This is a genomic window from Lysobacter niastensis, assembly GCF_031457115.1.
Classification (GTDB): Bacteria; Pseudomonadota; Gammaproteobacteria; order Xanthomonadales; family Xanthomonadaceae; genus Lysobacter_J; species Lysobacter_J niastensis_A.
On the sequence record NZ_JAVDVY010000001.1, the window covers coordinates 583,474 to 610,308 of the forward strand.

Below are 26,835 nucleotides of genomic sequence, written 5' to 3' on the forward strand. Positions count from 1 at the left end.
ATCCTTTCTTGATAAAGACTCCGCGTGGCGAATCCGTTCGCCACGCGAAGATTACTGCTTCAGGCTGACCAGTTGCTTGATGACGCCGTCCAGGCCGCCGAACACGGTCAACCTGTCGATCTTCTCGGTGACCTTCTCCAGGGCCTCCAGCTCCTTCAGGCGCATCAGCACCGGGCTCTCCTCGATCAGGCGCGCCGTGTTCAGCAACGAACGGGTGGCGTTGGCCTCCTCGCGACGGCGGATCACGTTGGCCTGGGCCGCCTTTTCCGCCTGCACGACGCTGTTGAGGATCTCCTTCATCTCGCCCGGCAGGATCACGTCCTTGACGCCCACGCCGAGCACCTCGATGCCCAACTCGGTCACGCGGCCACGCACGTAGCCGAAGATGTCGGCGTCGAGCGAAGCCTTGTCGCCGAGCAGCTCGTCCAGCGTCTTGGCGGCGATCGCCTTGCGCAGGCCGAACTGCAGCTCGCGGTACACGTAGTCGCCGTACTTGGCGACCCTGGTGCGCGCGGCCACCGGATCGGTGACGCGGATGCTCGCGGCCAGGTTGACGCGCAGGCTGACCTTGTCGCGGGTCAGCAACTCCTGGCCCGAGACTTCCAGTGACTGCACGCGCAGCTCGATCATCTCGACGCCGACGTTCTTCTGGAAGTTCCAGAAGGCGTAGGCGCCGGGTGCCAGCGTGCGCACCAGCTTGCCGTCGACGAACAGCAGGCCCGCGGTCTCTTCCGGCACGATCAGCGACACGGTCAGGCGCTCGAGCACGCCGAGCTGACGCAGGCGCTTGACCACGCGGGCCTCGACATCCAGGCCCTGTGCGATCGAGACCGCCTGCACCTCGACCGGCACCAGGCCCTTCCAGTACAGCCTGCGTGCACCCGGTGCGAGCACGTCCTCGAGCTTGCCGTTCTTCAGCACCAGGCCGACCTCGTCCATGCCCAGGTTAGCCAGGACGAAGTAATCGGCCAGGCGCTCGCGCAGCGCGGCGATCAGAACATCGGCATCACTGCCGGCGTATTCCGGCTTGGCGATGTTGTGCACGACGACTTCAACGCGCTTGAACGGGTCGAACCGGCGGTACACGCCCGGCGCGAGCACGCCTGCGAATTGACGGTTGCGATACACCAGGCCGCGCTCGCCGTCACCGATCACGACCCTCTTGGTCCAGAACATGGTGTGTTCTCCTTGTTGGCTCTGGTGGTCCGATCCGCTTGGTTGATGCACGCGATGGATCGGTTCTCGCGCTTTTTGTTTCTGCTCTTCTTGAGCGTTGGGAGTTCGGTATCGGGAGAAGCCCGCTGTCCCAAAGCGAACAACTCGTGTGAGAAAAAGCGGAAACGCCCCTGACGCCTGTGTCGCGGAGCCTGCGCGCTGTCTGCGCGGAGCGTCCGGCACCTGGACGCGGCTGGCGATGTCCTGCCTGGCCGCGCCTTGGTGCCGGAACCGCGCATGCGGGACGCGGGCCCGGCGACATCGCCGCTGCGGAGTTGCGTGCGCGATGCGGTGGGCTGCATCGCCTGGCGCAAAGCCACACGGGGCGTTTCCTGTGTGGGAACTTTCGTTCCCGGTAACGACGTGACAGGTCGTTTTGGAGCGGGACTCGAACCCGCGACAATCAGCATCAAAGCTGACGCTCTACCCGACTGAGCTATCCAGTGGTGGACGAACCGGAATCGAACCGGCGGCCAACGGCTTTCGCCGCTGCTCTGCCTCTGAGCTATCGTCCGCTCTCTCGAAACACCGTCTCGCGACTTGCGGCATACGCGGCGGCAAGGCCGTGCGCACCGGACGGGAGTTCAAGAACCCGTACCGCTGCAAGTGGTCCGACGATGTTTCGCATTGGCGCCTCGCGGCACCAATTCGTTGTACGGCTGCACCTGCTGCCGCCCGTGCCGAAGCATCCAGGCACGGCGCTTTCGCGCCTTCGCGGCGTTCCCTGCCTCGGACCAGCACTGTCCGGATGCTTCGGGGCGCGATGCAATCGCGTTTGATTGATCTGATTTCCGGCTTTGCGAACGGCAAAAAAAAACGCCCCCGGTTTTGGACCGAGGGCGTTCGCTTGCCTCGGGAGATCGGCGTGACCGACCTCCCTTGTGCAGGAGATCAGTCGATAAGAGCCAGGTCGATGAGACCGGCTTCGTCGCGCTTGCCGCGCAGCGACGGCGCGAGCGCGCACAGGCCGTGGCCGGATGGCCGCAGCCCGTACAGCCTGGCGATGTCGTTGAAGTGCGTCATGGACGAAGGGACCGAAAAACGCTCACGCGGGAGCGAAGGCCGCGCACGTTACGCCGATGCAATTTCGAATGCAACGACCGTTCGTCGGCGCGCGAACGGCCGAAACATACGGCCGCAACATCAAGATGATCGTATTGAGTGCTCAGCGCAGCAACGGCGCCAGTGCAGTCCACACGTGATCGCGCAGCTTCGGCTGCACGCTCGCCACGGGATGCAGGTTATCGGCCTGGAAGGCGTTGCGGTCGGTCGCGATCGGTTCGAGCAGGAACGGCAGCAGCGCCACGCCATGCTGTTTCGCCAGCGCGTTGAAGTTGTCGGCGAATCCCTGCGTATAGTCGCGGCCCATGTTCGGAGGCATGCGCATGCCGATCAGCAATACCTTCGCGCCACTGGCCTTGGCGGAACGGATCATGCGGTCGAGGTTGGCGCGCGTCTGCGACAGCGGCAGGCCGCGCAGGCCGTCATTGGCTCCCAGTTCGATCACCACGACAGCCGGCTTGTTGCGATGGAGTTCGCCGTCGATGCGCGCTGCGCCACCGGCCGTGGTTTCGCCGCTGATGCTGGCGTTGACCACGCGCCAACCCGGCTTGGTCCTGGCGATGCGATCTGCGGTCAGCGCGACCCAGCCCTGCGATGCCGACAGTCCATAGCCGGCGGAAAGCGAGTCGCCCATCACCAACACCGCGCGCGCGGCGGCGGGTGCCGTGGCAGCCTTGGCCGGAGTCTGCGCCGCAGCGGTCGCGGAGGCCAGGGCGAGCATCGCCGGCAGCAGAAGAGCAAGGACCCAACTGATGGCCCATTGAATGCCCGGCCGCAACACCGCATATCGCTGGTTCATGAGAACCGTGCCCGTGAAAGACGTACCCGTGTTGCGTGAAAGCCCTTTCCCTGAGAGGTTCCCGATGTTCCAGTGCATCCACCTTTTCTCCCGATGAGCAACGACACCACGATGGGGACGATCATGGCCGATTCCACTGCGCCCGTGGCCACTGCCGCGGCGCTCCAGGCAACCGGGCTCGGCAAGCGGGTGATGCTGCCGTCCGGCGAGCTGACCATTCTCGACGACGTCGCATTCTCCATCGCCACGGGTGATTCGGTCGCGATAGTCGGAGCTTCCGGTTCAGGCAAGAGTACGTTGCTTTCGTTGCTGGCCGGGTTGGATACGCCCAGCGACGGACGCGTGCTGCTCGACGGGCAACCGCTGTCGACGCTGGACGAGGATGGTCGTGCACGGGTGCGCGGCGAGAAGGTCGGCTTCGTGTTCCAGAACTTCCAGCTGTTGCCGTCGCTGACCGCGCTGGAGAACGTGATGCTGCCGCTGGAGCTGCGCGGCGATCGCGATGTCGAATCGCCGGCGCGTTCGATCCTGGAGCGCGTCGGCCTCGGCCCGCGCCTGGGTCATTACCCGCGCCAGCTTTCCGGCGGCGAGCAGCAACGTGTGGCATTGGCCCGCGCGTTCGTGACGCGTCCGTCGCTGTTGTTCGCCGACGAGCCCACCGGCAATCTCGACACGCACACCGGCCAGGCGATCATCGAACTGTTGTTCGAGCTCAACGCCGATGCCGGCACGACGCTGGTGCTGGTCACGCATGACGAACACCTGGCTTCGCGCTGCAGCCGCCTGTTGCGGCTCGACGGCGGCCGACTGGTGGCGTCATGAGCGCAGCCCCCGCAAGCCCGGCCCCGAAAAGAGCGGGCCTGCTGCAGACGCCACGGCTGGCCTGGCGCCAGTTGCGCCGCGACCTGGTCGCCGGTGACGTGCGCATCCTGATTGCCGCGCTGGTGCTGGCGGTGCTCGCGGTGACCGCGGTGGGTTTCGTTACCGACCGCGCCGAACGCGCACTGGCGATAGAGGCCAACCGCCTGCTGGGCGGCGACGCCGTAGTGCGTGCCGACGAACCGATCACGGGCACAATCCGCGCCGCGGCCAATGCCTCGGGTCTGCAAAGCACGCAGACGCAGGAACTGCAGACGATGATCCGCGTCGGAGAGCGTCTGCAACTGGGCGAGCTTCGCGCGCTGGGCGCGGGCTTTCCGCTGCGCGGCAGTTTTCGTATCGCCGATGCCAGTGGCGTCGAGCGCGATGCGGGCGCCGTGCCCGCGCGCGGCACGATCTGGATGAGCCGTTCCGGCGCCGACACGCTCGGTGCGCGACTGGACGACGACATCGCCATTGGCGACGCACGCTTCCGCCTCGCCGCGCTGGTGGTGCAGGAGCCCGACGCCGCGCTCGACTATTTCAACGTCGCGCCCAAGGTGTTCCTCAATCTCAACGACATCGCCTCGACCGGGCTGGTGCAGGAGGGCAGCCGAATTCGCTACCGGCTCGTCGTCGCCGGCAACGCGACCGCGGTCGATCGCTTCAACGCGACCGCGCGCGCGGCGCTCGGCCGCGGCCAGCGCCTGGAAACCATCGCCGATGCGCGACCCGAAATCCGCTCGGCGCTCGACCGTGCCGGCCGCTTCCTCGGCCTGGCGGCGCTGGTGTCGGTGGTGTTGGCGGCGGTCGCGGTGGCGATGGCGGCGCGACGACACAGTGCACGGCATCTCTCGGGCACCGCAGTGATGCGTTGCCTTGGCGCCACGCAGTCCACGCTGGTCGGCATCCAGGTCGGCGAACTGTTAATGCTGGGACTGATCGCGAGCACGGTCGGTGTGCTGCTCGCCTTCGCCTTGCAGTGGCTGGTGGGCGGCTGGCTGGCGCAGGCATTGCAGCTTTCCATTCCGCCTGCGGGCTGGCTGCCCGCGTTGCAGGGTTACGGCGTCGGCCTGATCGTGTTGATGGCCTTCGGCGCGCCGCCGGTATTGGCGCTGCGCCGCGTGCCGGCGCTTCGCGTGCTGCGCCGCGATCTCGATCCAACCGAGCCGAGCGCCTGGCTGGTCGCGATCGTTGGTCTGGCGGGGTTGGCCGGGTTGCTGTGGTGGAAGGCGGGATCGGCGACGCTCGGGCTGGCGATGCTGATCGGCATCGTCGCGACGCTGGCGGTGCTGGCCGTTCTGGCGTGGCTGATGATCTTCGTCGTGCGCCGCGTGCGCTCGCGCCTGCGCGGCAGCCTGCGTTACGGACTGGCCAACGTCAGCCGCCGCGCCGGCGCCAGCATCGCGCAGGTGTCGGCACTGGGCCTGGGCCTGATGGCGCTGCTGCTGCTCACTTTCGTGCGCACCGACCTGCTCGATCGCTGGCAGGTCGCGCTGGCGGACGATGCGCCCAACCGCTTCATCATCAATGTGCAGGATGACCAGGTTGACGCCGTGCGCGCCTTCATCGCGCAGCAGGGTCTGGGCGCGCCGACGCTGTACCCGATGATCCGCGGACGCCTGGTCAGTCACAACGGCAAGGCGGTGACCGGTGCCGACTACGCCGAACAAGGCGAGCGAGCGCAGCGCCTGGCCGAGCGCGAGTTCAACCTGTCGGTGACCGACCAGTTGCGCGACGACAATCGCGTGACTGCCGGCCGGTTCTGGGGAAACATCCGGACCGTGCGTCCGGAAGTGTCGGTGGAAGAGGACTTCGCGGAGCGGCTGGGCTGGAAGCTCGGCGACCGCATCGCCTTCGACATCGCCGGCCAACCCTTCTCGGCCACCATCACCAGCCTGCGCAGCGTCGACTGGGAGAGCTTCCGTCCCAACTTCTTCGTGATCGCCTCGCCCGGTTCGCTGGAGGGGTTTCCGGCCAGCCACATCACTGCCGTCAGCGTGCCGCCGCAACGCACGCGCTTCACCGCGCAACTGGTCGAGCAGTTCCCGAACCTGTCGGTGATCGATGTCGATGCGGTGCTCAAGCAGGTGCGTAGCACTGCCGACCAGGTCTCCACGGTGGTGGAAGTGGTGTTCTATTTCTCGCTCGCCGCCGGCCTGCTGGTCCTGATGGCGGCGGTCAGCGCCAGCCAGGACGAGCGCCTGCTTGAAGGCGGAGTGATGCGCGCCATCGGCGGCAGCCGTCGCCAGTTGCGCCTGGCGCAGGCATCGGAGTTCGCCGCCATCGGCCTGCTGTCCGGGTTGACCGCGGCGATCGCCGCGTCGGTGCTGGCAGGCGTGATCGCCACGCGCGTGTTCGACCTGCCGTGGCAGGCAGACTGGCGCCTGGCCGCGTTCGGAGCCGCGGTCGGCGTCGTCGCCGCGCTGTTTGCGGGGCTGTTCGCCACGCGCCGCGTGCTGGATGCGCCGCCGTCGGTCACGTTGCGCGAGTTGCAAGAGTGAAACGTGGCGAGCCAGGGGCACGCCTGCCGCCATGCACCCGTCGGCCCTGCCGGCGGGTCGGGCAGTCTCCAGCAGATGGCGTCGGACGTCGCGTAACTAGTTGAACACCGCCTGCGGTTGGGCATTGAAGCGGCGCCCGTAATCGCGTTCGCGTGCGACGCGCTCGACCTCGGCATCGGCCAGGTCGGGCGCGCCGTAGACGGCGTAGGCGATCTCGCCATCGCGCATACCGATCTGGTGCAGCCGGTAGCGCGGCTTGCCGCCACCGGTATTCTCGGGGTAGTGCATCGGGGGATCGCGGGTGTCGAGGTCGAGCTCGCTGTTGTCGACCAAGCCGCCGATGAAGAGGGCACGCATCGCGGTTCTCTCCTCTTGATGGGTGACGCCATCGTCGCTCCGGCCATGTTGATCTGGCATGAAAGCCGGGGTTTCGCATTTTTTCAGGCACGTGCGAAACGGCGCCCGCGTCCATATGCGGCCTCCGCGTACAATTGGCGGCATGACACCGGCAAGATCCCGCGATGCGCGCTGACGACGGCGATGTCGCCCTCCAGACCCTGCTCCTGCCGTTCATGGACGGATCACTGACGTGGCCTGAAGCGGGCGGCGCGCTGTTCCTGCGTGCCCGCGACGGCTGGCCGCTGCATCAGCGCGCCTGGCCGGGGCTGGTGTGCGAGCAGAGCTACAAGCCCGATGCCGATGCGCTGGAGCGTTCTGGCCTGCCTGTGATCGGCGATGAATCCGCGCCCGGCGAGGCACGCTATCCGCTAGTCCTGGTGCTGCCGCCGCGCCAGCGCGAGGAATCGCGTGCATTGTTCGCCCGCGCACTCGCAAGTTGCGCTCCCGGTGGACGCGTGGTCGCCTGCCTGGGCAACCAGGAGGGCGCCAAATCCGGCGAGGCCGACCTGGCTCGTATCGCCGGTCCCGTCTTCAGCCTGTCCAAGCACAAGTGCCGCGTGTTCTGGACCGCGCCGCTGCAAGGGGCGGCCGATCCGGCGCTGGCAAGGGAATGGGCGAAGGCCGACAGGCCCCGGCCCATCGTCGATGGCCGTTTCATGAGTCGTCCCGGCCTGTTCGCGTGGGACCGCATCGATCCGGCTTCCCGATTGCTGGCCGAACACCTGCCCGGCGACCTGGCCGGGCGCGCTGCCGACCTCGGCGCGGGCTGGGGCTATCTCGCCGCCGAGCTGTTGGCGCGTTGTCCCCACATTACGGCGCTGGACCTGTTCGAAGCTGAGGCGCGCGCGCTGGAACTGGCGCGGGTCAACCTGTCCGGCTTCGCCGATCGCGCCGCGCTGGACTTCCATTGGCACGACGTCACCAAGGGGTTGTCGCAGCGCTTCGACGTCGTCGTCAGCAATCCGCCGTTCCATGCGCACAACAGCGCCGACCGGCCCGACATCGGGCGCCGCTTCATCGCGGTGGCCGCGCAGGCGCTCAACCCGGGCGGCCGGTTGTGGCTGGTCGCGAACCGCCACCTGCCTTACGAGGCTGCATTGGGCACCAATTTCGGCAAAGTTCGCGCCGTCGCCGAACGCAACGGGTTCAAGGTGATCGAAGCCGTGCGCGCGGCCGATCGGCCCGTCGCGCGATGACACGGACACCTCCATGAAGTTGATCAAGCTGATCGCCAATCTCGGCTACGGCAGCCGCAAGGACGTCACGGCGATGTTCCGGGAGGGCCGCATCACCGATCCTCAGGGCGAGGTGCTGTACGCCGACGACAAGGTCGGGCACGAAGCGATCCACATCGACGGCGCGCCGCTGGACCCGCCCGCCGGCATGGTGCTGATGCTGCACAAACCGGTCGGCTACACCTGCTCGACCAAGGACCCGGGCCGCATCGTCTATGACCTGCTGCCGCCGCGTTTCCGCCTGCGCTCGCCGACGCTGTCCAGCGTAGGCCGGCTCGACCGCGACACCAGCGGCATGCTGCTGATGACCGACGACGGCGCGCTGCTGCATCGCATCGTCTCGCCCAAGGCGAAACTGGCGAAGGTCTACGAAGCGACGCTGGCGCACGACCTGCGCGGCGACGAGGCCGATGTGTTCGCCAGCGGCACCTTGATGCTCGAGTCGGAAACCGTGCCGCTGGCGCCTGCGGGGATGGAGACCGTCAACGCGCGCCACGCACGGCTCACGCTGACCGAGGGGCGCTATCACCAGGTGCGTCGGATGTTCGCGGCGGTGGGCAATCACGTGGAAGCGCTGCATCGCAGCCGCATCGGCGGGCTCGGGCTGGATGACTTGCCTGCCGGTCAATGGCGCCTGCTGGGTGCCGGCGACGTCGAGCGGATGTTCGGTGCCACGCCGTGACGCCATTCGACGCCGTCGTGGAACCGATCGCCTTCGTGCCGCAGGCCGTGCTGTTCGACATGGACGGCCTGATGATCGAGAGCGAGCGCGCCCTGCTGCAGTGCTGGCGCGAGGCGGCGCAGGAACTCTCGCTTCCGCTCGGAGACGAGCTGTGGCTGTCGATGATCGGCCTGCACGACCGCGCCTGCCACGAGATGCTGCACGCCTTGCTGGACGAAACCCAGGTGCAGACGCTGCTGAACCGGTGCCATGCCCTCTACGACAAGCACGTGCGCGCAGGGCTGCCGCTCAAGACGGGCGTGCTGGAACTGCTGGCATTGCTCGATTCGCGAGGCATTCCACGCGCTGTGGCGACTTCGACGCGACGCGAGCGCGCCTTGCAGAAGCTCGAACTGTGCGGCCTGTTACCGCACTTCCACGCGGTGGTGACCGGCAGCGACGTGGCCCATCCCAAGCCGGCGCCGGACATCTATCTGCTGGCGGCGCGCCAACTGGGCGTGGATCCGGCGCATTGCGTGGTGCTGGAAGATTCGGTGCCCGGTGTTCAGGCTGCGCTCGCGGCCGGCATGACGCCGATCCAGGTGCCCGACCTCGTCGTTCCGGGCGATGACGTGCGCGCGCTGGGGCATCGCATCGTCGAATCGCTGTTGCAGGCGCGCAGACTGATCGAGCCGGTGCTGAGGACGTAGGCGCATTCGCGTTCGCTCTGATGCGATTCCGCAAGCAGGCAGCGCAGTCCTTCACGGATCCCCCTCCGCTTGCGGGAGAAGGGAAATTCTGGAAGCCGCAGCTCTCAGACTTGCCGCACAGCGTCAATCTCTTCCGTTTGCTGGGGCGGTATGACGCGCTGAACTCAAGGTTCCAACAGCTTGCGCCAGCCCTCGATGCCCAGCTTCTCCAGCGTCTCGATGTTGCGCTCCACGATCACGTCCGGATCGGGAAAAGCCTCCACCGCACGCTCTACGCTGTCTTCGCGCAGCAGGTGCAGGGTGGGGTAGGGCGACCGGTTGGTGCAGTTGCTGGCATCGTCGGGTTCGGTGCCGGCGAACTGGTAGTCGGGATGGAAGCTGGCGACCTGGATCTCGCCCTCCAGCCCGAGTGCCTCGACCGCTGCATCGGCCTGGTCGAGGAAATCGTTGTAGTCGAGGAAATCATTGAGCACGTGCGGGTGGATCAGCAGCGTGGTGTCGGTCTGCTCCGGATCGGTCTGCGCCAACCTCACCAGTTCGAAAGCCAGCTCCTCCAGCAGCGCCTCGGGCGTGGTCGCCTCGCTCAGCACGAAGCGCACCTGCTGTTTGGCGTACACCGCCTTGGCGAACGGGCACAGGTTGAGCCCGATCACCGCCCGCTCGAGCCAGCGGCGGGTCGCGACGATGGGGTCTTCGCTGTTCATGGCGTGGTCCGATCAGTCGCGGAAATTGTCGTACTGCAGCGGGCGCTCGAACTCGGCGCCGCGCAGCAGGGCGATGGCCGCCTGCAGGTCGTCGCGCTTCTTGCCGATCACGCGCAGCTTGTCGCCGTTGATCTGCGTATCGACCTTGAGCTTGGCGTCCTTGATCGCGCCCTGGATCTTCTTGGCCAGCTCGCGCTCGATGCCCTGCTTGACCGTGACCTTCTGGCGCGCGCCGGCCAGGTTGGTCTCGATGTCGCCGAACTCCAGGCAGCGCGAGTCGATGCTGCGGGCGACGAGGCGCGCGCGCAGGATGTCGGTCATCTGCTTGACCTGGAAATCGCTGGGCGCGGACTGGGTGATGACCTGGTCCTCCAGCACGAACTTGGCATCCACGCCCTTGAAGTCGAAACGCGTGCCGAGCTCGCGGTTGGCCTGGTCGACGGCGTTGGTCAGTTCGTGCTGGTCGACTTCGGAGATTACGTCGAAGGAAGGCATGGAAGGCTCCGCGTGGGGCTTGCGTACAGGGCGCAAAGGGTAGCGCAGCGGGCCCGAACGTGCAGCCGTGGCACGCCGCGTTGCGCCGGTTGCGCACAGCCGGGCAGACAGACGGCGGCTAGACTTGCCTGCTCCACCAGGATTTCCGGATGCCCACATGCTGACCACGCCCGCTTACGCCGTCGCCGATGCGAAGTCGCCACTGGCGCCGTTCACCCTCCAGCGCCGCGAGCCGGGGCCGAAGGAAGTGCTGGTCGACATCCTCTACTGCGGCGTGTGCCACTCCGACATCCACCAGGCGCGCGGCGAGTGGGGCAGTTCGATCTTCCCGATGGTGCCGGGCCACGAGATCGTCGGCCGCGTCGCGCAGGTCGGCCCCCAGGTGAGCCGCTGGAAGATCGGCGACACGGTCGGCGTCGGCTGCTTCGTCGATTCGTGCAGGCAATGCGCCTCGTGCCGCGCCGGCGAGGAGCAGTACTGCGACTTCGGCATGAGCGGCACCTACAACAGCTACGAGCGCAATCCCGAGGACCGCCGCTTCGACAAGACCCGCCCCACCTACGGCGGCTATTCCACGCGCATCACGGTCGATGAGGCGTACGCGGTGCGCATTCCCGAGTCGATCCCGCTCGATCGCGCCGCGCCCTTGCTGTGCGCCGGCATCACTACGTATTCGCCGCTGAAGCATTTCGGCGTCAAGGCCGGCGACCAGGTGGCCGTGGTCGGCCTGGGAGGTCTGGGGCACATGGCGGTGAAGATCGCCGCGGCCATGGGTGCGCACGTCACCGTGCTCAGCAGTTCTCAGTCCAAGCGCGCCGATGCACTGGCGTTGGGAGCGCAGGACTTCGCGTCGACCCGCGACGGCGGCGTGTTCAAGACGCACGCATTGAAGTTCGACTACATCATCGACACGGTTTCCGCCGAGCACGACTACAACGCCTACCTGGAACTGCTGAAGATCGACGGGACGATGGTGCTGCTGGGTATCCCCGAAGTGCCGGCGCCGGTGGCCGCGGGCGTGCTGATCCGCAAGCGCCGCCGCCTGGCCGGCTCGATGATCGGCGGTATCCGGGAGACCCAGGAGATGCTCGACTTCTGCGCCGCCCATGGCGTCGCTTCCGACATCGAGCTGATCGGCATCGATCAGGTCAACGAGGCCTACGAGCGCATGCTCAAGGCCGATGTGCGCTACCGCTTCGTCATCGACATCGCCAGCCTGCGCGAAGCGGGCTGAGCGTTCCGTCGAGTGCTGTCGTCATCCCAGCGAAAGCTGGGATCCCCTTTGCCGTTGCTTTTGTTATGGCAATGGAAGCAACAGCCAAGGCTTCCGTCCGCTCACGCGGCCGGGTCACTTCGGGTCTAGGAAGTTGGTCGGCTGTTTAATGCAAACGCAAAGGCAAGACCAAGCCAAGTCCAGAGCCAAAGCCCGGCCTGGCGGCATGCGGGACGCATGACGGCAGCGCGCATGCGCGCACCAAAGTGGAAACCGTCACATCTCTTCACTTGCCCTGCACGCGCCGTTCGTCGGCATTTTCGATGAACAAAATGCGCTTCCCGTGATCGCAGTCACGCACTTCACGTGCCAGCACCAACCATGCCTTAACGGCGCACGATATCGCCGTTGTAGCGGCGAGTTAGCACCGAGCACGATGCGGACGCCGAAACCGCGGCGATCACTTCTGACGTGAGACGCGCCATGAACCTCAAGCCACGTACCTTCATTCTTGCCGCGGCCATCGCCGCCGCGTTGTTGACCATGGCGCCGGGCTTCGCCCAGGAGGCCGACCCCGATGCTCCGATCATCGCCGAGGCCACCGTGCCCAAGGCGCGCCTGGTCGATCGCTACATCGAACTGGCCGGCAGTCCCGAAGCCTCGGCCGACCTGGTTGGCGACCTGCGCACCGGCGGCGATTTCGTCGTCATCGAGGAAGTGACCACGACCACCACCAACCCCGATGGCACCACCACCACGGTGACCGCACCGGTTGAGCGCACCATCGTCAACCCGAACGGTGCGATGGGCTGGGGCGAGGTCAACATCACCCTGTCGCTGGCGCAAGCGATGATCGATTCCGGTGCCGCGCCGGACCTGCAATCCGCGTTGACGGGCCTGACCGTCACCAACGCCGACGGCACCGTCACCACCACGCCGGGCGTGCTGCAGCTGCGTGCCGACGGCGCCGGCTGGGGCAACATCGCCAAGCAGCTGGGCTTCAAGCTGGGTGCACTGGTCAGCGCTTCCAACCGCGGCGACAAGGCGGTGGCGGCCACGGGCCGTGCCGACAAGGCCAAGGTCGAGCGTACGCAGGACAAACCTGCCAAGCCGGAGCGCGTGGCGAAGGTCGAGCGTCCGGACAAGCCGGAAAAGGTCGACCGTCCGCAGCGTCCCGAACGCCCGGAACGCCCGCAGAAGCCGGAGCGTCCGGACAAGCCCGAGCGCGTCGGTCGCATCTGATCCGACGCATAACTTTGAAGCGCGTCTTCCGCGATGGGCGCCCCCGTGGCGCCCATCGCCTTGTATCGACCCGAGGATTTGAATGAAGCGGATGGCAATCCTGTGCGCCGGCCTGATCGCCGCCGGCGCGGCGCAGGCAGGGGATGGTTTCAGTCTCGGCATGGGCGTGGACTACAGCAGCGGCGACTACGGCACCGACGTCACCACCGACATCCTGTCGGTGCCGGTTGCCGGCAAGTACGTCTCCGGCGACTGGACCTACAAGGCCAGCCTGCCGTGGCTCGACGTCTCCGGTGACCCGGACGTGTTGCCCGGCCTGGGTCGCGTCGACAACACCAACCCGCAAGGCCGCGGACGCGGCAATGGCAACGGCAACGGCAACGGCAATGCGCCGACGCCGACGCCGGATGAACCGACCCAGGACGGCAGCGCGTCGGGCATCGGCGACCTGCGACTGGCGGCGACCTACGCCTTCGACACCGGTGGCCCGCTCGGCGTCGACCTCACCGGCAACGTCAAGATCGCCACCGCCGACGAGGACAAGAGCCTGGGCACGGGTGCCAACGACTACGGCGTCGCGCTGGATCTGTATCGCGATTTCGACGGCACCATGCTGTTCGGCGGGGCCAGCTACATGGTGCTGGGCGACTCGGACTTCATCGACGTCGATGCCGTCGGCGGTGCCAACTTCGGCGTCAGCCAGCAACTGGATGTGGGCAATCTGGGCCTGATGTACGACTTCCGCCAGGCCGCCTCGGACGACTCGGACGACCGCAGCGAAGTGATCGGCTTCTACGGCTTCGGCGCTGGCGAGGACGGCAAGATGCAACTCTACGGCAGCGCTGGCCTGTCGGACGGCAGCCCGGAATGGGGCGCCGGCCTGTCCTACACCCACACGTTCTGACCGGGCCTGCCCGAGTCGCGGCGACGGGCTGGCCGTCGTCACGCCTCGTGCCGCTATTGCCGTACCGGCCGCGAGCAGGCAGCGTGGTGGCTGGCGATGGCGAACGGTGGGCGGCAGATCGGTGGACAGGAAGATTCCTGAGGCAGGAAGCGAAGCGAAGGACCGGGCGGCGCGCATGCACCGTCGCCAGGGCCGGGCGATGCTGACGATGCTCGCCGCCGTCGCCCTGTTCGCGCTGATGGACGCCTGTCTCAAGCAGCTCGCGGCGCACTACTCGTCGTTCCAGGTCGCATCGCTGCGCGGCGCGGCTTCGTTGCCGCTGGTGCTGGTCTGGGCGCTGGTCACGGCCGGGGTAAAACCGCTGATCCACGTGCGCTGGTCGCTGCACCTGCTGCGTGGCGTGCTGGGTGTGGCGATGATGGCGGCGTTCGTCTACGCGGTCGCGCGGCTGCCGCTGTCGACGACCTACTCGATCTTCTTCGTCGCCCCGCTGCTGATCACCGCGATGTCGGTGCCGTTCCTCGGCGAGAAGGTCGGTCCGCGGCGCTGGACCGCGATCGCGATCGGCCTGGTCGGCGTGCTGGTGCTGCTGCGGCCGACCGGCGAAGGCCTGATCAGCCTGTCGGCGTTGGCGGTGTTGCTCGCGGCGGCGATGTACGCGGTCAGCGCGATCACCGTGCGCATCCTCGCGCGAACCGACAGCACTCAGTCGATGATGGTGTGGCTGATGGCGATGATCGCCATCGGCGCTGGCGTGCTCGCCTGGCCACAGTGGACGCCGGTGCGCAGTGAGGACTGGTGGCTGATCGCCGGCATCGGCGTTGCCGGCGCGCTGGGCCAGTACGCGATCACCGAGGCCTTCCGGCTGGGCGAGGCGTCGCTGATCGCGCCATTGGAATACACCGCGCTGGTGTGGGGCGTGCTGCTCGATCTCACGCTATGGGGGGTGCTGCCCGATGCGATCACGTGGTTAGGCGCGGGCATCATCATCGCCAGCGGCCTGTATCTGGTGCGTCGCGAGCGGGTGCACGCGGAAGCAGAGCATCCCTGACCGGATGCGGCAAAGAACAAAACGGACGGGCCGGGGGCCCGTCCGCATGGAGCAGATGCCGGTTTGGCAGATGCCGGTTAGAACCGTGCGCCGATGCCGACACCCAGCACGACCGGGTTCAATTCGGCCTTGCCGACGTTGACGCCATCGACGGCCACGTTCGGCTGGCCGGTGGTGTCCTGCAGGTAGCGCACGTCGGCGCGCGCGAACCAGGTCGGATTGATGTTGACGTCGACGCCGGCCGTGGCCATCGCGCCCTTGGCGGTCTCCACGCCGATATGCTGGCCGGCCAATGCGCCGGTCGGCTCGGCCTGTTCGCCGTCGGTGTTGGCTTCGAAGTAGCCCAGGCCCACGAACGGACGCAGGATGTTGTCGGCGCTGAAGAAGTGGTACTGGCCGCTCACCGCATACGGCTGGCTGTCGACGCTGGCGACCTTGCCATTGGCGGTCTTGACTCGGTGCCCGAACTTGTCGGCCGCACCCCACGCCTCGACGGCGATGTTGTCGGTGATGTACCAGCTCGCGCTCAGCGTCGCGGCGCCGTCGCCATCGACGTGGGTGCGGGTGCCGGCGATGGAAGGATTGCTGGTGGGCTCGGACAGCGCATATCCGCCGACGACAGCGAAGCGCTTGCCGCTTGCGCTCTCGGTGGTGCCCGTGTCCTGGGCGAAGGCGGCCGGGGCAGCGGCCAGGGTGGCCAACATGGCCAGGGTCAAATGACTGAAGCGCATCATGGAGAGATCTCCTCATTATTGGATCGACGCCTCGGGGGAGGCGCGCACACCCTAGCCACGCGCGGATGAACGTTGATTGCGATGCGGACGGCGCACCGCGGAACTATCGCGCCGCGTGGTGATAGCGCGCGCACGCGTTAAAGACACGGTGCGCATGAATCGTGTTTGACCGCTGAAAGCACAAGCCGTGGCGGGCAAAGTCGCGATCGCGAGCGCGGCAATCAGAGCGATGTGACTACAGCCTGCAGCACCGCCCGCAAGCCATTGCGGACAGACGCCCTCAGTCGCGGCAAGATAGGCGCCTGCCCCATGCCCGGGAGTCGACGATGCGCCGCCTGCTCGTAGTGTCCGTCCTGTCCCTGGCAAGCGCTCATGCGCTCGCCGCCGACGTGAAAAGCACCGACGTGAAAGTCTCGTGCAGCATGGACAGCGACTACGATCTGTCCATCAATGAACGCAGCGTGATCCTGACCCGCGACAGCGGCGTTCCGAAGGCCATCGTGATGCGCCAGGGTCGGCTCTTCATCGACGACCGATGGGTCACGCTGAGCACGGCGGACAGCCAGCGGATCCGCGAGTTCGAGAAAGGCGCGCGCGAAGCCATGCCGGAGGCGCAGGCGATCGGTCGCGACGCAGCCGATATCGCCTTCACCGTATTGGGTGAGGTGGCTGCCGGCTTCGCCAGCGATCCCAAGGTGGCGCAGGCCAAGATCGCCACGGCCCGCTCGCAGATCGACGCCCGCCTGGCGCGTTCGGTCACGCCGACACGGTTCGACGGGAGCGATCTGGGCGAAGGCATCGGCGCGGCGGTGTCCGAGGTCCTCCCGAGCCTGATCGGGGACATCGTAGGCGGCGCCATCAGCGCGGCCTTCAGCGGCGATTCCTCGCGGCTCAAGCGCCTGGAGAATCTGGATGCGCAGATCGACGAGCGGGTCGAGCCGCGCGCCCAGGCGCTCGAACGCAAGGCCTCGAGCCTTTGCAAGCGCATGGTCGAGCTCGATCGGATCGACGATGCGCTGGAGTACCGGCTCGCCGACGGCAGGCCGCTGGAACTGTTGCGCGCGCGGCAACAGTCGAACGACAGCCAGCCGCCAAGCCACGAGACACCGGCCGACTAGCCCTGCGCGCGGGCTCGGCCCGAACCTTGCAGGCGGGTCGTCTGGGGGCAAATACCGTGACGGAGGTCGGCTGCGGTTGGCGCAGTCCGTCGGCTACCCCCACAATAGGGTTTTCGTTTTCGCTGCACTGCGCGGAGCCCCCACACAATGGCTGAGCTTAAGGAAGCACGCGTCCCCGATATCGGGGATTACGACGGCGTGCCGGTGATCGAACTGCTGGTCGCGGTTGGCGACGAGGTCAAACAGGACCAGGGTCTGGTCACACTGGAATCGGACAAGGCCACGATGGAGGTGCCGGCGCCGTTTGCCGGGATCATCCGTGAGATCAAGGTCAAGATCGGCGACCAGCTGGCCGAAGGCAGCGTGGTGGCGATGATCGAGCCGGCCGAGGCCGCCAAGGCCGAGCCCGCTCCTGCCGCCAAGGCGCCGGAACCGCCGCGCGCCCAGCCCGCAGCGGCGGCAGCGCCGGTGAAGGCGGCCGAAACCGCCACGCAGGTCGAGCCGGTGGCCGTGCCACAGCAGGCCGACCGCATCGCGCAGGCCTCGATCGACGCGCGCCCGGGGACCGACCCGGAAGCGGTGCCACCGCGCACTCCGCCGGTGGCATTCAACGCCGATGAGCTGATGCCGGACAAGGTGCCGTATGCCAGCCCGGCCGTGCGCCTGTTCGCGCGCGAACTCGGCGTCGACCTGTCGCAGGTCGCCGGCAGCGAGCGTGGCGGCCGCATCAGCAAGGAAGACGTGCAGAAGTTCGTCAAGGGCGTGCTTTCGGGTGGAATGCCGCAGGGCGGTGCCGTCGCGGCGGCGGTGGCCGGCGGTGGTCTCAACCTGCTGCCGTGGCCGAAGGTCGATTTTGCCAAGTTCGGCGAGATCGAGACCAAGGCGCTGTCGCGCATCCAGAAGCTGTCCGGCGCCAACCTGGCGCGCAACTGGGCGATGATCCCGCACGTCACGCAGCACGACGATGCCGACATCACCGACCTGGAAGCGCTGCGCGTCGCGCTCAACAAGGAAAACGAGAAGAGTGGCGTCAAGCTGACCATGCTCGCCTTCCTGATGAAGGCCAGCGTCGCGGCGATGCAGAAGTACCCGACCTTCAACGCCTCGCTCGACGCCAGCGGCGAGAACCTGGTGCTGAAGAAGTACTTCCACATCGGTTTCGCCGCCGACACGCCCAACGGCCTGGTCGTGCCGGTGGTGCGCGACGTCGACAAGAAGGGTGTGTTGCAGATCGCGCAGGAAACCTCCGAACTGGCCAAGAAGGCTCGTGACGGCAAGCTCGGCCCGGCCGACATGAGCGGCGGCTGCTTCTCGATCAGCTCGCTCGGCGGCATCGGCGGCACCAAGTTCACCCCGATCGTCAACGCGCCGGAAGTGGCGATCCTCGGCGTGTCCAAGTCGGCGATGCAGCCGGTGTGGGACGGCAAGCAGTTCGAGCCGCGCCTGATCCTGCCGCTGTCGCTGAGCTACGACCACCGCGTCATCGACGGCGCCGCGGCCGCGCGTTTCACCGCGTACCTGGCGCAGTTGCTGGCCGACATGAGGCGCGTGCTGCTGTGAGCGTGCGCGCCTGGTGTCTGCTTGCCGTTGCGCTGGCCGTGCAGGCCGTGGTGGTCCCGTCGGCACGTGCCGATGACGACGAGGTCGAGGTCTGCCGCATCGATCTGGGCCGCGGCTGGCCGCCGGCCACGGAGAACTACGGTTCGGCCGTCGAAACGCTGTTCACCGGCGGCCTCACGCCGACGTTCAGCCTGACCCGCCTGCCCGTGCGCAGCGCCGAAAGCGCGTTGCAGCTGATCGCCGGTGAAGGCGAGGGCGACTGGACGCTGCGTTACGTCGAGGCCGACGAGCGCATCCAGATATGGACCGGTGGTCGCAAGGAACTGCGTACCACCCAGCATCCGGACGTGGCCTCGGTGCCGATGCCGGCCGCGCTGGCGCGGCGCGTGGTGGCGCAATGGCAGCGCGTGATGGACGCGCAGGTGCCGCGCGACCGCGTCGCGGAATTCCACGACGACGAAGTGGTGCTGTTCGTCGTCGACGGCGCCCGCATAAGTGGCCTGCAGCCCGCCTGCGGACCCATCGTCCAGATGATGGAGCAGGTCACGCTGATGATCGACGCGACCGACGACGGCGACGAAAAGCGCATCAAGCGCTGGCGCGCGCTCACCGAGTTGCTGGACCAACAGGAACAATCGCTCGCCGGCGCCACCGGCGCTGGCGCAGGAGACACGCATGGCGAGCATTGAAGTCAAGGTGCCGGACATCGGCGATTTCGACGGTATCCCGGTCATCGAGCTGCTGGTCGCAGTCGGCGACACGGTGCGCAAGGACCAGGGCCTCGTCACGCTGGAATCGGACAAGGCGACGATGGAGGTGCCGTCGTCGGCCGACGGCGTGGTCAAGGAATTGAAGGTCAAGGTTGGCGACAAGGTCGGCGAAGGTGCGGTGATCGCGATCCTGGAGAGCGCCGCGGCGGCTGAAGCGCCTGCCAAGCCGGCTGCTCCCGCAGCGGCTCCGGCTTCGGCGCCTGCGGAAACCGCGAAGCCGCCGGTTGCGCCATCGCCCGCGGCGCCGGCCGTTGCCGAAACCAAGCCGGCACTGGGAACGGGCCGCAAGGCCGACATCGAATGCCGCATGGTCGTGATCGGTGCAGGTCCCGGTGGTTACACCGCAGCATTCCGCGCGGCCGACCTCGGTCTCGATACGGTGCTGGTCGAACGCTACGCCACGCTCGGCGGCGTTTGCCTCAACGTCGGCTGCATTCCGTCGAAGGCGCTGCTGCATGCTGCCGCGCTGATCGAGGAGGCTTCGCATTCGGCCGACATCGGCATCGATTTCGGCAAGCCCAAGCTCGACCTGGCCAAGCTGCGCGACTTCAAGCAGAACAAGGTCGTCGGGCAGTTCACCAAGGGCCTGGCCGGCATGGCCAAGCAGCGCAAGGTGCGCACGGTGCAGGGCGTGGCGAAGTTCGTTTCGCCGCATGAGCTGGAGATCGTCGGCGACGACGGCAAGACGCAGTTGCTGCGCTTCGAGCACTGCATCATCGCCGCCGGATCGCAGGCGGTGAAGCTGCCGAACTTCCCGTGGGGCGATCCGCGCGTCATGGATTCGACCGATGCGCTGGAACTGACCGACATCCCGGCCAAGCTGCTGGTCGTCGGCGGCGGCATCATCGGCCTGGAAATGGCCACCGTGTATCGCGCGCTGGGCAGTGAGGTCACCGTCGTCGAGTTCATGGACCAGTTGATGCCGGGTTCCGACAAGGACCTGGTCCGGCCGCTCGCCGACCGACTGAAAAAGCAGGGCGTGGCCGTGCACCTGAAGACCAAGGCCGCGCAGGTCGAGGCTTCGAAGAACGGCATTACCGTGTCGTTCGAAGGCGCCGACGCGGGACAGGAGCCGGGCTTGAAGTCGGGCACCTACGATCGCGTGCTGGTGTCCGTCGGTCGCTCGCCCAATGGCGGCAAGCTCGATGCCGACAAGGCCGGCGTGCAGGTCACCGAACGCGGTTTCATTGCGGTCGACCGGCAGATGCGCACCAACGTGCCGCACATCTTCGCCATCGGCGACCTGGTGGGCCAGCCGATGCTGGCGCACAAGGCCACGCACGAGGGCAAGCTCGCGGCGGAAGTCGCCGCAGGCGAGAAACGCGAGTGGGTGGCGCGGGTGATTCCGTCGGTGGCCTACACCGATCCGGAGATCGCCTGGGTCGGCGTCACCGAGAACGAAGCCAAGGCCAAGGGCCTCAATGTCGGTGTCGGCAAGTTCCCATGGGCGGCGTCCGCGCGCGCGGTCGGCATCGGTCGCGGCGAAGGGTTCACCAAGCTGATCTTCGACGAGAAGACCCATCGCATCATCGGCGGCGCGATCGTCGGCGTGCATGCGGGCGACCTGATCACGGAGATCGCGCTCGCCATCGAGATGGGCGCCGAAGCGGCGGACATCGGCCACACCATCCACCCGCATCCGACCCTGAGCGAATCGGTCGGCATGGCGGCGGAGGTGTACGAAGGCACCATCACCGATCTGTACATTCCGAAGAAGAAAGCCTGATCGCGTAATCCGCGAATCGCGACAGCGAAAGCCCCGGTCCAAGGCCGGGGCTTTTTCTTGGTGAGTCGAAAAAGGCGAAGCCCCGGTGGGGAACCGGGGCTTCGGGGCCCGCCGCTGACCATTTGACGAGGAGTGAGTAGCGGCGGACGTTACAGAGTCGGACCGGCCAATCCCGGAAAGGTTCCGCTCAATCCTATTCCTGCCGCCGCCGACACGCATGAATCGGCTAGCCCCACGAGAGCCCGGTGGCCGCGAGCGCGATGGGGCGACGACGGCGACGTTCCAGCCGGCTCCATACCTTCTCGTGGAAATGGAAGGCGACCGTGTTGCAGGCCGGCTCGACCAGCGCCAGCGCACCGCCCACCCAGACGCTGCCGGTCATCAGGTAGCCGACCGTGAAGGCCACGGTGAAATGGACGGCGGCGAAACTCAGGGTCTTGCTCATGGCGGCTCCGCATGCGAGAAAATGAGAGTGGCTCTCATTTTCCTGAGGCGGCAGCAGAAATCTAATCGAATGTTCCGGTCGTCGCGATAGTCGAAATCTATCAGCCGCGCAACTCTCGGGGGTCTGGGCCGGACGGCCGCGAATAACCCCCGGCGGTTGCCCCGGGCAGCCCCGCCGTCTATACTTTTGCGGCTCAACCGGGCGCTTTTGCGCCTGCCCCCAGACCGACGAGTCCCGCGTGCACGATCCTTTGTCCGCAGGTCGCCGGCTGGCGTCGCGCGCGACTGCCTGGCAGGCCGGCGCGGCAGCGCTGGTCGCGCTGGCCTTCCTTCCCTTCGGGGCGCCTTCGGCGCTGGCGGCGGTGGTCGGAGGCGGTGCGGTCGTAGCGGGGACTGCGGTGGCGGCCCTCATGGCCCTCGGCGGCGGCATCCAGCCGGCCGGGATGGCGATAGGGCGGCTCGTCGCCGGTGTGATGTTGAAGTGGGTGGTGGTGCTTGCAGTTTTAACGCTCGGCATGGGCGTATTCAAGCTGCCGCCGCTGCCAATGCTGGTGGGAGTGCTCGCGGTGACGCTGGCATTCGTACTGGCCAACCTTTTGAAGAGATAGGTGTCTTTCGTGAGTGAACAGACCGGTTCGGGCGGCCTGAACGAATACATCCAGCACCACCTCCAGCAGAATGCTATCGAGCTGGGTGGTGGCGCGTTCCACATCGACACCTGGGCGGTGTCGCTGGTGCTGGGCCTGATCTTCATCGCCTGGTTCGGCTACTTCGCCCGCAAGGCGACCGCTGGCGTGCCCTCCAAGGGCCAGGCGTTCGTCGAACTGATCCTGGAGTTCATCGACGGCCAGGTGAAGGACAGCTTCCACGGCGACCGCCGCTCCATCACGCCGCTCGCGCTGACCATTTTCATGTGGGTCGTGATGATGAACTGCATGGACCTGCTGCCGCTGGATGCGCCGTACACGGCCATCAAGCTCGCGGCCGGCGCCGACGCCGCACACCACACGTTCTTCCGCTGGGTCCCCACCGCGGACCTGAACACCACGCTGGCGATGTCGACCACGGTGTTCTTCCTGATCCTCTACCACTCGGTCAAGGCCAAGGGCGGCTTCGGCTTCGGCAAGGAACTGCTGACCGCGCCGTTCCATGCGCACGGCACCGGCACCAAGATCGCGCTGGCTCCGGCCAACCTCGGCCTCAACGTCATCGAGTACCTGGTCAAGCCGGTCAGTCTCGCGATGCGACTGTTCGGCAACATGTACGGCGGCGAGCTCGTCTTCATGCTGATCGCCGGCCTGCTCGGTGGCAGCCTGCTGATGTTCGTGCCGGGCGTGCTGTTCAACGCCGCGTGGGCACTGTTCCACATCCTGATCGTGCTGCTGCAGGCCTTCATCTTCATGATCCTCACCGTCGTCTACATCGCCGGCGCGTACGAGAGTCACTGATCCGAGTTTTGCCAGATACCGCTTCACCTTTCCTTTTCCGCTTCACCCTTTAAACCCAAACGTTTCAGTAGGAGAAAACCATGGAATTCATCGCCAGTGTGCAGGGCCTGACCGCGATCGCGATCGGCATGATGGTCGGCCTCGGCGCGATCGGTGCGTGCCTCGGCATCGCGCTGATGGGCTCGAAGTTCCTTGAGTCGGCTGCCCGTCAGCCGGAGCTGGTGCCGATGCTGCAGGGCCGTATGTTCCTGCTGGCCGGCCTGATCGACGCGGCGTTCATCATCGCGCTGGCCGTCGGTCTGCTGTTCGCCTTCGGCAACCCGCTGCTGGGCGAAGTGAAGAATGCTGCCGCCGCCACCGCCGGCGCCGCGCACTAATTCACCGATAGAACCACGGAGCCGTCCGGCTTGCCGGGCGGCTCTCCCGGGCGTTCCCGCCCGCAGCGTCCCTTTGGAGCTGTCATGAATCTCAACATGACCTTCTTCGGCCAGATGATCACGTTTGCGATCCTCATCTGGTTCACGATGAAGTTCATTTGGCCGCCCCTGAACAAGGCGATCGAAGAACGTCAACACAAGATTGCCGAGGGTCTGGCCGCTGCAGAGCAGAGCCAGAAGAATCTCGCACAGGCGCAACAGAGCGTCGATGCCGAGCTGCGTGCGGCTCGCACCAAGGCCAACGAGATCATCGAGCAGGCGCATCAGCGCGCCAACCAGATCATCGACCAGGCCAAGAACGACGCACTCGCCGAAGCCACCCGCCAGAAGGCGCTGGCCGAAGCCGAGATCGCCGCTTCCGCCAACCGCGCCCGCGAAGACCTGCGCAAGCAGGTGTCGACGCTGGCCGTGACCGGCGCCGAGAAGCTGCTCAAGCGCGAAATCGATGCCAACGCCCACAAGGCGCTGCTCGACGAGCTGGCTGCCGAGATCTGAGCGAACTAGCGATGACCCAGGCACTGACCCTCGCCCGACCGTACGCCCGCGCCGCCTTCGGCTTGTCCCTCGAGGGCGGCCGCTCCGCCGCGTGGTCGCAGGCGCTTGCCTTCGCCGCGCGCGTGGCCGCCGATCCGCAGGCGCAAGCGCTGCTCAACCATCCCCTGCTGAGCCCGGCCGACGCCGTCGGCCTGCTCGCGATGGATGGCAGCGACGAGGCGTTCACCCGCTTCCTCGGCCTGCTGGCCGACAACCGCCGCCTCGCGCTGCTGCCGGAAATCGCCGGCCTGTTCGAGGAGCTGCGCGCCGAAGCCGAGCGCGTGGTCAAGGCCAAGGTGACCGCGGCCAGCGAACTGCCGGCAGCCGAACTCGAAGCGATCAAAGCCGCGCTGAAGAAGCGCTTCGGCCGCGAAGTCGAGATCGAGACGGCGATCGACGCGTCGCTGATCGGCGGCGCCGTGATCGACGCGGGCGAAGTGGTCATCGACGGCTCGCTCAAGGGCAAGCTCGAGCGCCTGCAGACCGCACTGGCGCAATAACGAATTCATCTAGGAACGACCCATGGCAACCACCCAGCTCAACCCGTCCGAAATCAGTGAACTGATCAAGACCCGCATCGAGAAGGTCAAGCTGACCGCCGAAGCGCGCAACGAAGGCACCGTGACCTACGTGTCCGACGGCATCGTGCGCATCTACGGCCTGGCAGACGCGATGCAGGGTGAAATGATCGAACTGCCCGGCAACACCTTCGCGCTGGCGCTGAACCTGGAGCGCGACTCGGTCGGCGCCGTGGTCCTGGGTGACTACGAGCACCTGCGCGAGGGCGACGTCGCCAAGACCACCGGCCGCATCCTCGAAGTGCCGGTCGGCAAGGAACTGCTCGGCCGCGTCGTCAACGCGCTGGGCGAGCCGATCGACGGCAAGGGCCCGATCGCCGCGTCGCTGACCGCTCCGGTGGAGCGCGTCGCCCCGGGCGTGATCTGGCGCAAGTCGGTCGACCAGCCGGTGCAGACCGGCTACAAGTCGGTCGACGCCATGATCCCGATCGGCCGTGGCCAGCGCGAGCTGATCATCGGCGACCGCCAGACCGGCAAGACCGCGATGGCCATCGACGCGATCATCAACCAGAAGGGCACCGGCATTAAGTGCGTGTACGTGGCGATCGGCCAGAAGGCCTCGTCCGTCGCCAACGTCGTGCGCAAGCTGGAAGAGAACGGCGCCCTGGCCCACACCATCGTCGTCGCCGCGACCGCTTCGGAATCGGCCGCGATGCAGTACATCAGTGCCTACTCCGGCTGCACCATGGGCGAGTACTTCCTCGACCGCGGCGAAGACGCGCTGATCGTGTACGACGACCTGTCCAAGCAGGCCGTGGCCTATCGCCAGATCTCGCTGCTGCTCAAGCGCCCGCCGGGCCGCGAAGCCTACCCGGGCGACGTGTTCTACCTGCACAGCCGCCTGCTCGAGCGCGCCGCACGCGTGTCCGAGGAGTACGTCGAGAAGTTCACCAACGGCGAAGTGAAGGGCAAGACCGGTTCGCTGACCGCGCTGCCGATCATCGAGACCCAGGCTGGCGACGTGTCCGCGTTCGTGCCGACCAACGTGATCTCGATCACCGACGGCCAGATCTTCCTGGAAACCGACCTGTTCAACGCCGGCATCCGCCCGGCCGTGAACGCCGGCATCTCGGTGTCGCGCGTCGGTGGCGCCGCCCAGACCAAGATCATCAAGAAGCTGTCGGGCGGTATCCGTATCGCGCTCGCCCAGTACCGTGAGCTGGCTGCGTTCGCGCAGTTCGCCTCGGACCTGGACGAAGCCACCCGCAAGCAGCTCGAGCGCGGCCAGCGCGTCACCGAGCTGATGAAGCAGAAGCAGTACGCGCCGATGTCGATCGCGTTGCAGGCGCTGTCGATCTACGCCGTCAACGAGGGCTACATCGACGAAGTGCCGATCAGCAAGATCCTGGCGTTCGAAGAGGGCCTGCACGCCCACTTCGTCAATACCCAGGGCGAGCTGGTCAAGACGATCAACAGCACCGGCAGCTGGAACGACGACATCGAAGGTGCCTTCAAGAAGGGCATCGTCGAGTTCAAGCAGACCGGCACCTGGTAAGCGGCGAACCGGCAGTCATCCGCGCGGGCTCAGGCCCGCGTCGTTGAGTCCAAGCAGAAGAGAGCAGCATGGCAGGCGGACGCGAAATCAAAACCAAGATCAAGAGCGTGCAGAACACCCGCAAGGTGACGCGCGCGCTCGAGATGGTCTCGGCCTCCAAGATCCGCAAGGCGCAGGATCGGATGAAGGTCTCGCGCCCGTATGCGCGGGTGATGAAGCAGGTGATCGGTCACCTGGCCCAGGCCAACTCCGACTACCAGCATCCGTACCTGGTCGAGCGCCAGGACGTGAAGCGCGTCGGCTACATCATCGTGTCGAGCGACCGCGGCCTGGCCGGCGGCCTCAACAACAACCTGTTCCGCAAGCTGATCGGCGAGTTCCGCAAGTGGCAGGAACAGGGCGTCGAGATCGACGTCGTCACCATCGGCCAGAAGGCTTCGGTGTTCTTCCGCCGCATCAAGGTCAACATGATCGGGTCGGTCACCCACCTGGGCGACCATCCGAAGCTGGAGCAGCTGGTCGGCGTGATCAAGGTCATGCTGGACGGCTACAGCGCCGGCAACGTCGACCGCGTGTTCGTCTGCTACAACGACTTCGTCAACACGATGACCCAGCGCGCGGCGTTCGACCAGCTGCTGCCGCTGCCGGCGTCGGACACGCCGGTCGCCAGGCACGACTGGGACTATATCTACGAGCCCGACGCGGCCAGCGTGCTGGACCACGTGCTGACCCGCTATGTCGAGTCGCTGGTGTACCAGGCGGTGCTGGAGAACGTGGCGTCCGAGCATGCCGCGCGCATGGTCGCGATGAAGGCCGCTTCGGACAACGCCACCAAGCTGATCGGCACGCTGAACCTGGTCTACAACAAGGCCCGTCAGGCGGCGATCACGCAGGAAATCTCCGAGATCGTCAGCGGCGCCGCGGCTGTCTGATCAATCC

Annotated in this window: 28 protein-coding genes and 2 tRNA genes; 20 read left to right on the plus strand and 10 right to left on the minus strand. The window is 66.7% G+C overall.

Annotated elements, in window-relative coordinates; all coding sequences use genetic code 11:
* Positions 1-51 precede the first annotated feature (51 nt).
* The 5 genes from J2X06_RS02755 to J2X06_RS02775 form a co-directional block, all read right to left on the minus strand.
* Positions 52-1,176, minus strand: a complete 1,125-nt coding sequence (locus J2X06_RS02755; protein WP_310057973.1) for a slipin family protein — start codon at positions 1,174-1,176, stop codon at positions 52-54.
* A 416-nt stretch (positions 1,177-1,592) separates the two neighbouring features.
* Positions 1,593-1,657, minus strand: a tRNA-OTHER gene (locus tag J2X06_RS02760).
* Between the two features lie 2 nt (positions 1,658-1,659).
* Positions 1,660-1,729, minus strand: a tRNA-OTHER gene (locus tag J2X06_RS02765).
* A gap of 377 nt (positions 1,730-2,106) precedes the next feature.
* Positions 2,107-2,238, minus strand: coding sequence for a hypothetical protein (locus tag J2X06_RS02770; RefSeq protein ID WP_310057976.1), 132 nt, complete (start codon positions 2,236-2,238; stop codon positions 2,107-2,109).
* A gap of 142 nt (positions 2,239-2,380) precedes the next feature.
* Positions 2,381-3,076, minus strand: coding sequence for an arylesterase (locus J2X06_RS02775; protein ID WP_310057979.1), 696 nt, complete (start codon positions 3,074-3,076; stop codon positions 2,381-2,383).
* Between the two features lie 123 nt (positions 3,077-3,199).
* On the opposite strand from J2X06_RS02775, the gene J2X06_RS02780 reads away from it, so the two are divergent.
* Positions 3,200-3,898 carry an ABC transporter ATP-binding protein gene (locus J2X06_RS02780; RefSeq protein WP_430539479.1) on the plus strand — a complete coding sequence of 233 codons (699 nt, stop codon included), beginning with the start codon at positions 3,200-3,202 and terminating at the stop codon, positions 3,896-3,898.
* The gene (locus J2X06_RS02785; RefSeq protein ID WP_310057982.1) at positions 3,895-6,438 is read left to right on the plus strand and encodes an ABC transporter permease; all 2,544 of its coding nucleotides are present in this window, start codon (positions 3,895-3,897) and stop codon (positions 6,436-6,438) included. Before J2X06_RS02780 ends, J2X06_RS02785 begins: the two co-directional genes overlap by 4 nt.
* 96 nt (positions 6,439-6,534) lie before the next feature.
* On the opposite strand, the gene J2X06_RS02790 is transcribed toward J2X06_RS02785, so the two are convergent.
* Positions 6,535-6,795 (minus strand): hypothetical protein, encoded by a 261-nt coding sequence (locus J2X06_RS02790; RefSeq protein WP_310057983.1) that lies wholly within the window; start codon positions 6,793-6,795, stop codon positions 6,535-6,537.
* 164 nt (positions 6,796-6,959) lie between these two features.
* Between J2X06_RS02790 and J2X06_RS02795 the strand changes: the two genes are divergently transcribed.
* Genes J2X06_RS02795 through J2X06_RS02805 form a run of 3 tightly spaced genes read left to right on the plus strand, consistent with a single transcriptional unit; the run spans position 6,960 to position 9,443 of the window.
* Positions 6,960-8,033 carry a class I SAM-dependent methyltransferase gene (locus J2X06_RS02795; RefSeq protein ID WP_310057985.1) on the plus strand — a complete coding sequence of 358 codons (1,074 nt, stop codon included), beginning with the start codon at positions 6,960-6,962 and terminating at the stop codon, positions 8,031-8,033.
* A 13-nt stretch (positions 8,034-8,046) separates the two neighbouring features.
* The gene (locus tag J2X06_RS02800; RefSeq protein ID WP_310057988.1) at positions 8,047-8,754 is read left to right on the plus strand and encodes a pseudouridine synthase; all 708 of its coding nucleotides are present in this window, start codon (positions 8,047-8,049) and stop codon (positions 8,752-8,754) included.
* A complete protein-coding gene (locus J2X06_RS02805; protein WP_310057990.1) occupies positions 8,751-9,443 on the plus strand; it encodes an HAD family hydrolase in 693 nt (230 codons plus the stop codon). The genes J2X06_RS02800 and J2X06_RS02805 overlap by 4 nt, the downstream gene beginning before the upstream one ends.
* A 164-nt stretch (positions 9,444-9,607) precedes the next feature.
* Here the strand turns inward: J2X06_RS02805 and J2X06_RS02810 are convergent, their stop codons facing one another.
* The gene (locus tag J2X06_RS02810; RefSeq protein ID WP_310057993.1) at positions 9,608-10,147 is read right to left on the minus strand and encodes a DUF1415 domain-containing protein; all 540 of its coding nucleotides are present in this window, start codon (positions 10,145-10,147) and stop codon (positions 9,608-9,610) included.
* 12 nt (positions 10,148-10,159) lie between these two features.
* Positions 10,160-10,642, minus strand: coding sequence for a YajQ family cyclic di-GMP-binding protein (locus J2X06_RS02815; protein WP_310057997.1), 483 nt, complete (start codon positions 10,640-10,642; stop codon positions 10,160-10,162).
* A 157-nt stretch (positions 10,643-10,799) separates the two neighbouring features.
* On the opposite strand from J2X06_RS02815, the gene J2X06_RS02820 reads away from it, so the two are divergent.
* From J2X06_RS02820 to J2X06_RS02835, 4 genes are all read left to right on the plus strand, one after another.
* Positions 10,800-11,876 carry an NAD(P)-dependent alcohol dehydrogenase gene (locus tag J2X06_RS02820; protein WP_310057999.1) on the plus strand — a complete coding sequence of 359 codons (1,077 nt, stop codon included), beginning with the start codon at positions 10,800-10,802 and terminating at the stop codon, positions 11,874-11,876.
* 462 nt (positions 11,877-12,338) lie between these two features.
* A complete protein-coding gene (locus J2X06_RS02825) occupies positions 12,339-13,097 on the plus strand; it encodes a hypothetical protein (protein WP_310058002.1) in 759 nt (252 codons plus the stop codon).
* Between the two features lie 82 nt (positions 13,098-13,179).
* Positions 13,180-14,001, plus strand: coding sequence for a transporter (locus tag J2X06_RS02830; protein WP_310058006.1), 822 nt, complete (start codon positions 13,180-13,182; stop codon positions 13,999-14,001).
* A gap of 175 nt (positions 14,002-14,176) precedes the next feature.
* Entirely contained in the window at positions 14,177-15,052 is an 876-nt protein-coding gene (locus tag J2X06_RS02835; protein ID WP_310058008.1) for a DMT family transporter, read from the plus strand.
* 77 nt (positions 15,053-15,129) lie between these two features.
* Here the strand turns inward: J2X06_RS02835 and J2X06_RS02840 are convergent, their stop codons facing one another.
* A complete protein-coding gene (locus J2X06_RS02840; RefSeq protein ID WP_310058011.1) occupies positions 15,130-15,786 on the minus strand; it encodes an OmpW/AlkL family protein in 657 nt (218 codons plus the stop codon).
* 326 nt (positions 15,787-16,112) lie between these two features.
* Between J2X06_RS02840 and J2X06_RS02845 the strand changes: the two genes are divergently transcribed.
* The 4 genes from J2X06_RS02845 (at position 16,113) to lpdA (ending at position 20,960) form a co-directional block, all read left to right on the plus strand.
* Positions 16,113-16,904: a DUF2884 family protein gene (locus tag J2X06_RS02845; protein ID WP_310058014.1), complete on the plus strand. Its 792-nt coding sequence runs from the start codon at positions 16,113-16,115 to the stop codon at positions 16,902-16,904.
* A 147-nt stretch (positions 16,905-17,051) separates the two neighbouring features.
* Positions 17,052-18,464, plus strand: coding sequence for a dihydrolipoyllysine-residue acetyltransferase (locus J2X06_RS02850; protein WP_310058016.1), 1,413 nt, complete (start codon positions 17,052-17,054; stop codon positions 18,462-18,464).
* A gap of 2 nt (positions 18,465-18,466) precedes the next feature.
* Positions 18,467-19,153 carry a hypothetical protein gene (locus J2X06_RS02855; RefSeq protein WP_310058020.1) on the plus strand — a complete coding sequence of 229 codons (687 nt, stop codon included), beginning with the start codon at positions 18,467-18,469 and terminating at the stop codon, positions 19,151-19,153.
* Positions 19,140-20,960: a dihydrolipoyl dehydrogenase gene (gene lpdA, locus J2X06_RS02860; RefSeq protein ID WP_310058021.1), complete on the plus strand. Its 1,821-nt coding sequence runs from the start codon at positions 19,140-19,142 to the stop codon at positions 20,958-20,960. Before J2X06_RS02855 ends, lpdA begins: the two co-directional genes overlap by 14 nt.
* Before the next feature lie 226 nt (positions 20,961-21,186).
* Here lpdA and J2X06_RS02865 read toward each other — a convergent pair whose 3' ends face one another.
* Positions 21,187-21,405: a DUF2061 domain-containing protein gene (locus J2X06_RS02865; RefSeq protein ID WP_310058024.1), complete on the minus strand. Its 219-nt coding sequence runs from the start codon at positions 21,403-21,405 to the stop codon at positions 21,187-21,189.
* A gap of 238 nt (positions 21,406-21,643) precedes the next feature.
* On the opposite strand from J2X06_RS02865, the gene J2X06_RS02870 reads away from it, so the two are divergent.
* The 7 genes from J2X06_RS02870 to atpG all read left to right on the plus strand — a co-directional run bounded on the left by J2X06_RS02870 (position 21,644) and on the right by atpG (position 26,828).
* Positions 21,644-22,012, plus strand: a complete 369-nt coding sequence (locus tag J2X06_RS02870) for a hypothetical protein (protein ID WP_310058026.1) — start codon at positions 21,644-21,646, stop codon at positions 22,010-22,012.
* A 9-nt stretch (positions 22,013-22,021) separates the two neighbouring features.
* Entirely contained in the window at positions 22,022-22,852 is an 831-nt protein-coding gene (atpB, locus tag J2X06_RS02875) for a F0F1 ATP synthase subunit A (RefSeq protein WP_310058028.1), read from the plus strand.
* 80 nt (positions 22,853-22,932) lie between these two features.
* Positions 22,933-23,229: a F0F1 ATP synthase subunit C gene (gene atpE / locus J2X06_RS02880; protein ID WP_158732391.1), complete on the plus strand. Its 297-nt coding sequence runs from the start codon at positions 22,933-22,935 to the stop codon at positions 23,227-23,229.
* Positions 23,230-23,313: 84 nt separating this feature from the next.
* Positions 23,314-23,784 carry a F0F1 ATP synthase subunit B gene (locus J2X06_RS02885; protein WP_310058034.1) on the plus strand — a complete coding sequence of 157 codons (471 nt, stop codon included), beginning with the start codon at positions 23,314-23,316 and terminating at the stop codon, positions 23,782-23,784.
* Positions 23,785-23,795: 11 nt separating this feature from the next.
* On the plus strand, positions 23,796-24,323 hold the full coding sequence (locus J2X06_RS02890; RefSeq protein ID WP_310058037.1) for a F0F1 ATP synthase subunit delta: 528 nt from the start codon (positions 23,796-23,798) through the stop codon (positions 24,321-24,323).
* Between the two features lie 22 nt (positions 24,324-24,345).
* The gene (gene atpA, locus J2X06_RS02895) at positions 24,346-25,896 is read left to right on the plus strand and encodes a F0F1 ATP synthase subunit alpha (protein WP_310058040.1); all 1,551 of its coding nucleotides are present in this window, start codon (positions 24,346-24,348) and stop codon (positions 25,894-25,896) included.
* A gap of 68 nt (positions 25,897-25,964) precedes the next feature.
* Positions 25,965-26,828 (plus strand): F0F1 ATP synthase subunit gamma, encoded by an 864-nt coding sequence (gene atpG, locus J2X06_RS02900; RefSeq protein ID WP_310058042.1) that lies wholly within the window; start codon positions 25,965-25,967, stop codon positions 26,826-26,828.
* Positions 26,829-26,835: the final 7 nt, after the last annotated feature.

What these genes read in the sequence shown, in the direction of transcription:
- J2X06_RS02755 (WP_310057973.1), bottom strand. Translation starts at nt 1,176, where the DNA reads ATGTTCTGGACCAAGAGGGTCGTGATCGGTGACGGCGAGCGCGGCCTG.
- J2X06_RS02770 (WP_310057976.1), bottom strand. Translation starts at nt 2,238, where the DNA reads ATGACGCACTTCAACGACATCGCCAGGCTGTACGGGCTGCGGCCATCC.
- J2X06_RS02775 (WP_310057979.1), bottom strand. Translation starts at nt 3,076, where the DNA reads ATGAACCAGCGATATGCGGTGTTGCGGCCGGGCATTCAATGGGCCATC.
- J2X06_RS02780 (WP_430539479.1), top strand. Translation starts at nt 3,200, where the DNA reads ATGGCCGATTCCACTGCGCCCGTGGCCACTGCCGCGGCGCTCCAGGCA.
- J2X06_RS02785 (WP_310057982.1), top strand. Translation starts at nt 3,895, where the DNA reads ATGAGCGCAGCCCCCGCAAGCCCGGCCCCGAAAAGAGCGGGCCTGCTG.
- J2X06_RS02790 (WP_310057983.1), bottom strand. Translation starts at nt 6,795, where the DNA reads ATGCGTGCCCTCTTCATCGGCGGCTTGGTCGACAACAGCGAGCTCGAC.
- J2X06_RS02795 (WP_310057985.1), top strand. Translation starts at nt 6,960, where the DNA reads ATGCGCGCTGACGACGGCGATGTCGCCCTCCAGACCCTGCTCCTGCCG.
- J2X06_RS02800 (WP_310057988.1), top strand. Translation starts at nt 8,047, where the DNA reads ATGAAGTTGATCAAGCTGATCGCCAATCTCGGCTACGGCAGCCGCAAG.
- J2X06_RS02810 (WP_310057993.1), bottom strand. Translation starts at nt 10,147, where the DNA reads ATGAACAGCGAAGACCCCATCGTCGCGACCCGCCGCTGGCTCGAGCGG.
- J2X06_RS02815 (WP_310057997.1), bottom strand. Translation starts at nt 10,642, where the DNA reads ATGCCTTCCTTCGACGTAATCTCCGAAGTCGACCAGCACGAACTGACC.
- J2X06_RS02820 (WP_310057999.1), top strand. Translation starts at nt 10,800, where the DNA reads ATGCTGACCACGCCCGCTTACGCCGTCGCCGATGCGAAGTCGCCACTG.
- J2X06_RS02825 (WP_310058002.1), top strand. Translation starts at nt 12,339, where the DNA reads ATGAACCTCAAGCCACGTACCTTCATTCTTGCCGCGGCCATCGCCGCC.
- J2X06_RS02830 (WP_310058006.1), top strand. Translation starts at nt 13,180, where the DNA reads ATGAAGCGGATGGCAATCCTGTGCGCCGGCCTGATCGCCGCCGGCGCG.
- J2X06_RS02835 (WP_310058008.1), top strand. Translation starts at nt 14,177, where the DNA reads ATGCACCGTCGCCAGGGCCGGGCGATGCTGACGATGCTCGCCGCCGTC.
- J2X06_RS02840 (WP_310058011.1), bottom strand. Translation starts at nt 15,786, where the DNA reads ATGATGCGCTTCAGTCATTTGACCCTGGCCATGTTGGCCACCCTGGCC.
- J2X06_RS02845 (WP_310058014.1), top strand. Translation starts at nt 16,113, where the DNA reads ATGCGCCGCCTGCTCGTAGTGTCCGTCCTGTCCCTGGCAAGCGCTCAT.
- J2X06_RS02850 (WP_310058016.1), top strand. Translation starts at nt 17,052, where the DNA reads ATGGCTGAGCTTAAGGAAGCACGCGTCCCCGATATCGGGGATTACGAC.
- lpdA (WP_310058021.1), top strand. Translation starts at nt 19,140, where the DNA reads ATGGCGAGCATTGAAGTCAAGGTGCCGGACATCGGCGATTTCGACGGT.
- J2X06_RS02865 (WP_310058024.1), bottom strand. Translation starts at nt 21,405, where the DNA reads ATGAGCAAGACCCTGAGTTTCGCCGCCGTCCATTTCACCGTGGCCTTC.
- atpE (WP_158732391.1), top strand. Translation starts at nt 22,933, where the DNA reads ATGGAATTCATCGCCAGTGTGCAGGGCCTGACCGCGATCGCGATCGGC.
- J2X06_RS02885 (WP_310058034.1), top strand. Translation starts at nt 23,314, where the DNA reads ATGAATCTCAACATGACCTTCTTCGGCCAGATGATCACGTTTGCGATC.
- J2X06_RS02890 (WP_310058037.1), top strand. Translation starts at nt 23,796, where the DNA reads ATGACCCAGGCACTGACCCTCGCCCGACCGTACGCCCGCGCCGCCTTC.
- atpA (WP_310058040.1), top strand. Translation starts at nt 24,346, where the DNA reads ATGGCAACCACCCAGCTCAACCCGTCCGAAATCAGTGAACTGATCAAG.
- atpG (WP_310058042.1), top strand. Translation starts at nt 25,965, where the DNA reads ATGGCAGGCGGACGCGAAATCAAAACCAAGATCAAGAGCGTGCAGAAC.